The organism is Skermanella sp. (assembly GCF_059503625.1).
This window is the reverse complement of record NZ_JCACHA010000560.1, coordinates 16,189-23,307: the sequence shown is the minus strand read 5'-3', so window position 1 is coordinate 23,307 and position 7,119 is coordinate 16,189. Positions and strand designations below refer to the sequence as shown.

Annotated in this window: 6 protein-coding genes; 1 reads left to right on the top strand and 5 read right to left on the bottom strand. The window is 64.9% G+C overall.

The window, feature by feature from the left end; all coding sequences use genetic code 11:
* Positions 1–17: 17 nt before the first annotated feature.
* From AC5JJ6_RS12355 to AC5JJ6_RS12335, 5 genes are all read right to left on the bottom strand, one after another.
* On the bottom strand, positions 18–1,043 hold the full coding sequence (locus AC5JJ6_RS12355; protein WP_496042322.1) for a YheT family hydrolase: 1,026 nt from the start codon (positions 1,041–1,043) through the stop codon (positions 18–20).
* Complete coding sequence (locus AC5JJ6_RS12350; RefSeq protein ID WP_496042321.1) at positions 1,009–1,470, bottom strand: hypothetical protein; 462 nt, start codon at positions 1,468–1,470, stop codon at positions 1,009–1,011. The genes AC5JJ6_RS12355 and AC5JJ6_RS12350 overlap by 35 nt, the downstream gene beginning before the upstream one ends.
* Positions 1,471–1,489: 19 nt before the next feature.
* Complete coding sequence (locus AC5JJ6_RS12345; protein WP_496042320.1) at positions 1,490–2,347, bottom strand: alpha/beta fold hydrolase; 858 nt, start codon at positions 2,345–2,347, stop codon at positions 1,490–1,492.
* Between the two features lie 53 nt (positions 2,348–2,400).
* Positions 2,401–3,408: an Rpn family recombination-promoting nuclease/putative transposase gene (locus AC5JJ6_RS12340; protein WP_496042319.1), complete on the bottom strand. Its 1,008-nt coding sequence runs from the start codon at positions 3,406–3,408 to the stop codon at positions 2,401–2,403.
* Between the two features lie 93 nt (positions 3,409–3,501).
* Entirely contained in the window at positions 3,502–4,737 is a 1,236-nt protein-coding gene (locus tag AC5JJ6_RS12335) for a type III PLP-dependent enzyme (protein ID WP_496042318.1), read from the bottom strand.
* 297 nt (positions 4,738–5,034) lie between these two features.
* Here AC5JJ6_RS12335 and AC5JJ6_RS12330 point away from each other — a divergent pair.
* A partial coding sequence (locus AC5JJ6_RS12330) for a penicillin acylase family protein (RefSeq protein ID WP_496042317.1) occupies positions 5,035–7,119 on the top strand: 2,085 nt, incomplete at its 3' end.

Here is a 7,119-nt window from a genome sequence, read left to right as displayed (position 1 = left end):
CTGAAGGCGACGGATCTTCAAGCGGCGAAGCCTTTTAGGAACTCCAGCACACAACGGTCATGCCAGGGATCGGGGCCGTCAGCGCCGTGGAACCCGACATGGCCGCCCCGGCGGGGCAGCAGCGGGGTCAGGCGCGGATTGGCGGCCCAGTCGTAGTTCAGATAGGCGTCGCCAGGAATCCAGGGGTCGTCCAGCGCATGTATCACCAGCGTCGGCACGCGGATATCGTCCATGTACCGTACCGCCGAGTTGACTTGGTGATATTCATCGGCGCTCTTCCAGCCGTTTCGCGGGGCCACGAAACGGTCGTCGAACTCGTAGCAGGTCCGGACGCCTTGCACGATGGGGCGAAAGATGTCGGGGATCGGCATACCCAGGACTTCCTCCTTCATCCGCGCGACGATCCGCCGGTGATAGATGTAGTTCCTGCGGCTCATCATCCGCCGGCTGGTTTCGGCCAGATCGATTGGAGCGGAGATCGCCGCAGCCGCAATCACGCTCTCGGGCGCCCCTTCCCCCAGTAGCTTCAGGACTTGATTGGCGCCCAGCGAGTAGCCGATCAGGACGACCCCAGACCCGGTCAGCTGCTCCGGCAATTGCGCCAGCACGGCCAGCAGGTCTTCCGACCGGCCCGCATGATACTGCTCGACGCAGAAGGGACGTGACGGCCCCGCCCCTCGCAGGTTCAGGCGCATGACGGTAAAGCCGCGCCGCAGCAGGATCGCGGCGCTGGCGCGCATGTAGTGGCTTTCGGCGCACCCCGTCAGACCATGGACGAGGACGATCAGAGGTAAGCCGCGCGGTTCCGCCGGCCGGTTCAGGATACCGTGCAGCACGTCCCCGCTGAGGTCCGGCATCCGGAACCGCAGCCGCTTTTCCGGGAAGTCTTCCAGCGGAAAAGTCTGGCGCAGCAGGACGCTGCGCACAGTCTGGAGGTCGGCCCCCCACCAGGGCGCCCTTGGCACGAAGGACGGGAAGTCGAACGGTAGCGGTGGTGGCGGAGCAGCTTCAGCGGTCGTCAGGATCGGCGGCATACTGTTCATAGGAGCGGTGCAGACTGGCGTAAAACGGGTTGGTGTCGATGAACTTCGTCATGGCCTTCAAGTTGGCCTTGTCGCTCTGAATCCATTGGTCGGCGACCTGCTGGTGCTCAGGATGGATGGAAAGCAGATAGAACGCGGCCTGTTCGACCGAGACGATCTCCTCCTCTCCCAGCTTCTCCAGGATGGCGCCTATATGGAGCGGCAGGACGGCCATGAAAGGCAGGTCGCCCCGGCTGTCCGGGTCCTGGCGATTGAGCTCGAACGCCTTGCGCAGGCGCTCGATGATCTGGAAGAAGACCGAGCGGCGCTGCTTCCAGGTCGGCTCGTCGGCCAGGATGCCGGCGAGAGAGTCGAACAGATGCGTCTGTTCGTCGTCGAAGCCTTCGCAGGCCGACTGTGCCGGCCTGGGAATCGGAAAGGCGGTCATCTATGGTCCTCGTGCGGGATCAGGCGTTGACGAGGAAGTCGCGAACCGCCGCGATCTGGTCCTCCGCCATCAGCGGCGGAGCATGCCCCACGCCGGGGAATTCCACCAGTTCCGCGCGCGGTCCCCGCGTCGTCATCTCTCGGGCAGTGTCGGGCGTCAGCAGGTTGCTGTCGCCGCCGCGCAGCAGCAGGGTCGGACAGGCGATCCGGTCATAGATCGGCCAAAGATCGACATCCTGGACGGGAGCCGCCGCCAAGGCAGCGCCGATGGCGGGGTCGTAGCCGAACTTCAGCTTGCCGTTCGGCTGAACGCGGGCCTCGTGCTCTGCCAACCGGCGCCACTGCTCGTCGGTAACGGGGGCGTAGCCGGCGAGACGGGCGCGCAAGCCGGCCTCGAGGGCGGCGATATCGTCGAACTCCGGTTCCTCGACCACGTAGGAGGCTATCGCCTGGAGTGCCGCCGCCGGCATGAAGGCGCCGACATCGTTCAGGACGAGACGGGCGACGGGCGTATCGGGCTGAGCCGCCAGCATCATGCCGATCAATCCGCCCATCGACGTTCCGACCCAGTAGACCTGCTCGACATCGAGCCGCGCCACCAGGGCCGTCATATCGGCGAGATACTGAGGGAATGCATAGGAGGCGGCGGCGATCAAACGGCCGCTGCGGCCCCGCCCTGCGACATCGGGACAAACGACGCGGAACCCCTCGGCAGCCAGCGCCGGCGCAAGCTCATCGAAATCATGGCTGTTGCGCGTCAGGCCGTGGACGCAGACGACAGTCCTGTCGGCGTCCTCAGGCCCCCATTCTGCATAGGCGATGCGGTGAAAGCCGCCGGCATGCAACCCGCGAAGGGTCTTTTCTCGAAAGGAGTTCATGGACGGGAATGTAGCACTTCGCCGCCCCTGTTCCAACGGGACGGCAGCACCGTTCAGTGCCGGTTGTCGCTGGTGAACACGAGTTCCAGGGACGCCGCCGTCAGGGCGCGCTTGAACAGATCGTCCAGCAGTTCCGGGGCCGAACGGCGGACTTGGACCGCCATGTCATCGGGAACCGATCCGAAGCGGGTTTCCAGCGTGACCAGGATGGAGTCGATCTTGGCTTTGGCGACACCCTTCGAAACGCCAAGTTCTTGACCTTTTAGAAAACCTAGTTCCTCGCCCCTGGCGAACCCGGCTTCCTCACCCTGGCGGAGCCATTCCTTTGCTGCGAGTGAAATCAACTCTCCCTCCCGGTGCGGTTTTACCCGGCGTGCGACTCTGGTCAGCAGTTCGCTGGTGATGGCCGGAAACAGGCGGATCATATACCGGATCACCTGTTCTTCCAAATGAGTCCCGTCGCTCAGCCGAGGCAATATTACTTGGAGCAGAAACTCTGGATCGGTGCCACGATAGACATGCTTGAGCGGCAGCAACCCGGCGCAGACTTCCGCATCGGAAGCCAGTTCGTTGTCGGGAATGTGGCCCAGGTCGCACAGGATGTAGCCCATGCCGCTCATGAACTCCCGCAATTCCTGGTCCGCGTCGATGCACTCGGTAATCGACAGCGGCACCTTCCATTCCTGCCTGCCGTGATAGAACACCAGCGGAATGATCAGCGGCAGGCTGAGCGCCTTGCCGGCGCTCGTACCGGCGTAGCGCCGCCAGATCTCCCGCCGGTAGCCCAGCAGTTGCAGGACGATGAAAGGCTCAGGAGCGCTCTTGTGCTCGAACAGGATGTAGAGCAGCGCCCAACCGCCGTCGCGGAGCGCCACGCTGAACAGACGGTCGCTCTGGCTGGCGTTCAAGGCGGGATCGATGAAGGTGCCGTCCAGCAGGACCGGCGGTTCGTCGGCCAGCCGGCTTGAGATAACCTCAGGCAGGTAGTCGCGGATCAGGACGCCCGCCCGGCCCACATCGTCGATCAAGGCCCTGAACAGGGAGTCGTGGGAAATGGACATGCAGCCCGAACACGATGGAATGAGGTGGTCGCACCGCACTTGACGCGATACGGCCTCGTTCCACCATGCGGCATGTTGTTGGGACGAACGCCGCTACTCGGCGGCTTGGCTCAAGCGCTGGCAGGGCTCCATCGTATCCGTTGGTAGGAACGCATCGTCCTCGACCTCGACGAAGCGGTCGGGGAAGAAGCCGTTGAAGTCGGTACGCAACTCGATGGTGTAAGCGCCCGCTTGCCCGATCTCGATATAGTCGCCTTCCCGGACATCCGCCGCCAGCCGGTAGGGGCCTTCCATGACGTCGGCCGGATCGCAGGTCGGCCCGAACAGGCTGAAGTCGCCGTAGTCTTCGGCCAGCACCTCGACCCGGCCGCTATCAGGCCGCAGGATGCGCATGGGAAAACGCAGGCCGGCGTATTTCAGGTCGGACAGGCTGCCGTAGACCCCGTCGTTGATGTAGAGGAAGTTGTCTTTCCGCAACTCGACACGCACCACCAGCGAGGCGCCCGCCGCAACCAAGGCGCGGCCGGGCTCGCACCAAACCTCGTGGTCGCCCGGCAGGTCGATCTGGCTCAGCCCCGCCGCGATGGCCTCCAGGTAATCGTCCAGCGGCGGAGGCGTCAGGCCGACATAGGCGACCGGGAAGCCGCCGCCGATATCGACCACGCTGAGCGGAACCCTGGCCAACTCCATCACATGGGCCGCCAGCCGCAATGCGGCCGTATAGGACCCCGGCGTCATGCACTGCGACCCGACGTGGAAGGACAGGCCGACCCTGTACCCCGCGCCATGAGCGGTTTCCAGCAACTCGGCCGCCTGCCGGGGCGAAGCACCGAACTTGCCGCCGAGATCGTAGACCGCCGCCCCTCGGGCGGTCGCCAGCCGGACGATGATCACGACATCCCGGCTGTACCGCGTTTCGGTCATGATCTTCGCCAACTCGTCGGGATGATCGACCACGAAGTGCCGCACGCCGTGGTCGTCATAGGCGGCGCGGATGGCGCCGCGCTGTTTCACCGGATGCATGAAGTAGCAGGAGGCGTCCGGCAACCGTTCGGCCACGGCTGAGATTTCCGGCAGGGACGCGGTGTCGAAATGGCGGATGCCGCCGGCATGCAGCGCGTCCAGGAACATCGGTTCCGCATTGCACTTCACGGCGTAGAGGACAGAGCCTGGAAAAGCATCGACAAAACGCCGGGCCGTCTCCCGCAATACATGGGGACGCACGCAATAGACCGGCTGCTCGGGCATCAATGCCGCTACCATGGCAGCCGCATCGGGATAACTGCCGGTGTGGTGAGCGTAGTCGAAAGTGGTATTTTCCAGGGGCATGGATTTGCGTTCCATCATTGAAGATGTACTGGGCCGATGCTGTCTCGGTGACCTCTTCGCTTTATGAGTTTTCATGATGAAAACTTCGTTAATGATCGGATTATCAGAGGCTTGACGGTCCGGACCCTGCTCGCCGCACTTAAGGTTGCGACCGATCCGGCACGTGGGCTAGCTTGGGCTTTCTCGGTCAGGGGCAAAGAAGGAGCGGTGATGAGTTGGCAGAAGAGAGCGATTCTCGCAGCGCTGACACTCATCATCGTCCTACCAGCCGCAGTCATAGGGGGCGGATGGCTATGGTTGCGCTCCGGCCTTCCCCAGCTTGACGGCGCCGTCACCCTGCCCGGCCTGACCTCCCCGGTGGAGATCGCGACCGACCGCAATGCGGTTCCCCATATCTTCGCCCGTTCCCAGCAGGACGCCTACTTCGCACTGGGTTATGTCCATGCGCGCGACCGCATGTGGCAGATGGACTTGAACAGGCGGATCGGTGCCGGCCGGCTGTCGGAACTGATCGGAAGCGCCGGCCTGCGCTACGACCGGCTGATGCGGGTGCTGGGTTTCCAGGCGAGCGCCGAAGCGAGCCTTCAAGCCCTGGCGCCCGGAGTCCGGCAGGCACTCGACTCCTACTCCGCCGGGGTCAATGCCTGGCTCGGCAGCCATGGCGGCCCGCTCCCGCTCGAGTTCCAGGTGCTGCGCTACGAGCCGGAGCCGTGGAAGCCGGCCGACAGCCTGCTCTGGGGCAAGCTGATGGCGCTCCAGTTGAGCGGCAACTACAATGACGAGCTGCTGCGCGCCCGCCTGATGCAGAAGTTCCCCGCCGAGACGATCCGCCAGATGTATCCGGACTACCCGGCCGGCGCCTCCGTGACGCTCGCATCGGAACTGGTCGATCTGGACTTCGACCGGCTTCATGCGTCCCTGCCCCCGCCGCTCGGCCCCGCGACCGCCTCCAACGAATGGGTCGTTTCGGGAGAGCGCAGCGGCACCGGCAAGCCGGTGCTCGCCAACGACCCGCATCTGCAACTGGGCGCGCCGGCGCTCTGGTATCTGGCGCGGATAGAAGCGCCCGGACTGTCCGTTACCGGCGCCACGGTACCCGGAGTGCCCTTCACCGTCCTGGGACGCAACGACAGGATCTCCTGGGGCTTCACCACCACCGGAAGCGACGTTCAGGACCTTTACGTCGAGCGGCTGGATCGGGCCGATCCCGGCAGATACCTGACGCCCGACGGTCCCCGCCCGTTCGGCCAGCGGACCGAAACGATCAAGGTGAAGGACGCGCCAGACGAACAGCTCGTTGTCCGCACGACGCGGCATGGTCCCGTCCTGTCCGATATCGAACCGAGGGCCGCTCAGGCCGCGGGTGAAGGGCACGTCATCTCCCTCGCCTTCACGGGCCTCAGCGACCGCGATACGACGGCGGAGGCGCTGTGGCGGCTCAACCGCGCCCCTGATTGGGAAGGCTTCAAGGCGGCGCTCCGGCTGATCCAGGCGCCGCAGCAGAACATCGTCTACGCCGACATCCAGGGCAATATCGGCTTCTACACGCCCGGACTGGTGCCGACCCGCCGCCAGGGCGACGGCAGCGTTCCGGTACCGGGCTGGAACGAAGAATACGCCTGGACCGGCGCCGTTCCGTTCGAGGAGTTGCCGCAGGCCTTCAACCCGCCCGACGGCAAGATCGTCAACGCCAACAACCGCGTCACCGGCCCGGACTACCGCTGGTTCCTGACCAGCCGCTGGGACGACTGGTACCGCGCCGCCCGAATCGATCAGGTCCTCGATGCAAGCCGCCGCCATGATGTCGATGCGGCGGAATCGCTGCTGAAGGATACCGTTTCGCTGGCCGCGCGCGACCTGCTGCCGCTGATGCTGAAGACCAACCCGGTATCCCCAAGCGCCAAGGCAGCGCTCGACATGCTGCGCGGCTGGGACGGAACGATGAGCCGCGACCGGACCGAGCCGTTGATCTACGAATGGTGGGCGCGTGAACTGCATCGGGCGCTCTATGCCGACGAACTCGGCCCCCTGTTCCCCGAAGTCATGAGCGCCAGTCCCCGGCTCGTCCTCCATATCCTGACCAGGGTGCCGCAGTGGTGCGACGACGTCACCACCGGGGACGCCAGAGAGACCTGCGAAGACATGCTGGGCCGCTCGCTCGACCGTGCCCTGGCGACGCTCTCGGAGCGCCACGGGTCCGATATGACGGAATGGCGCTGGGGGGCGGAGCACCACGCGCCGCTTGCCCATCAGGTCCTCAGCCGGGTTCCCGTGCTCAAGGACCTGTTCGATATCGGGATCGAAACGGATGGCGGGAACCACACCGTCAATCGGGGCGGAAGCAGCGTCCGGGACGACAGCGCCCCGTTCTCGCATATCCAT

Excerpts from the sequence above, each read along its gene's own strand:
- AC5JJ6_RS12355 (WP_496042322.1), bottom strand. The coding sequence starts at position 1,043 with ATGAACAGTATGCCGCCGATCCTGACGACCGCTGAAGCTGCTCCGCCA.
- AC5JJ6_RS12350 (WP_496042321.1), bottom strand. The coding sequence starts at position 1,470 with ATGACCGCCTTTCCGATTCCCAGGCCGGCACAGTCGGCCTGCGAAGGC.
- AC5JJ6_RS12345 (WP_496042320.1), bottom strand. The coding sequence starts at position 2,347 with ATGAACTCCTTTCGAGAAAAGACCCTTCGCGGGTTGCATGCCGGCGGC.
- AC5JJ6_RS12340 (WP_496042319.1), bottom strand. The coding sequence starts at position 3,408 with ATGTCCATTTCCCACGACTCCCTGTTCAGGGCCTTGATCGACGATGTG.
- AC5JJ6_RS12335 (WP_496042318.1), bottom strand. The coding sequence starts at position 4,737 with ATGCCCCTGGAAAATACCACTTTCGACTACGCTCACCACACCGGCAGT.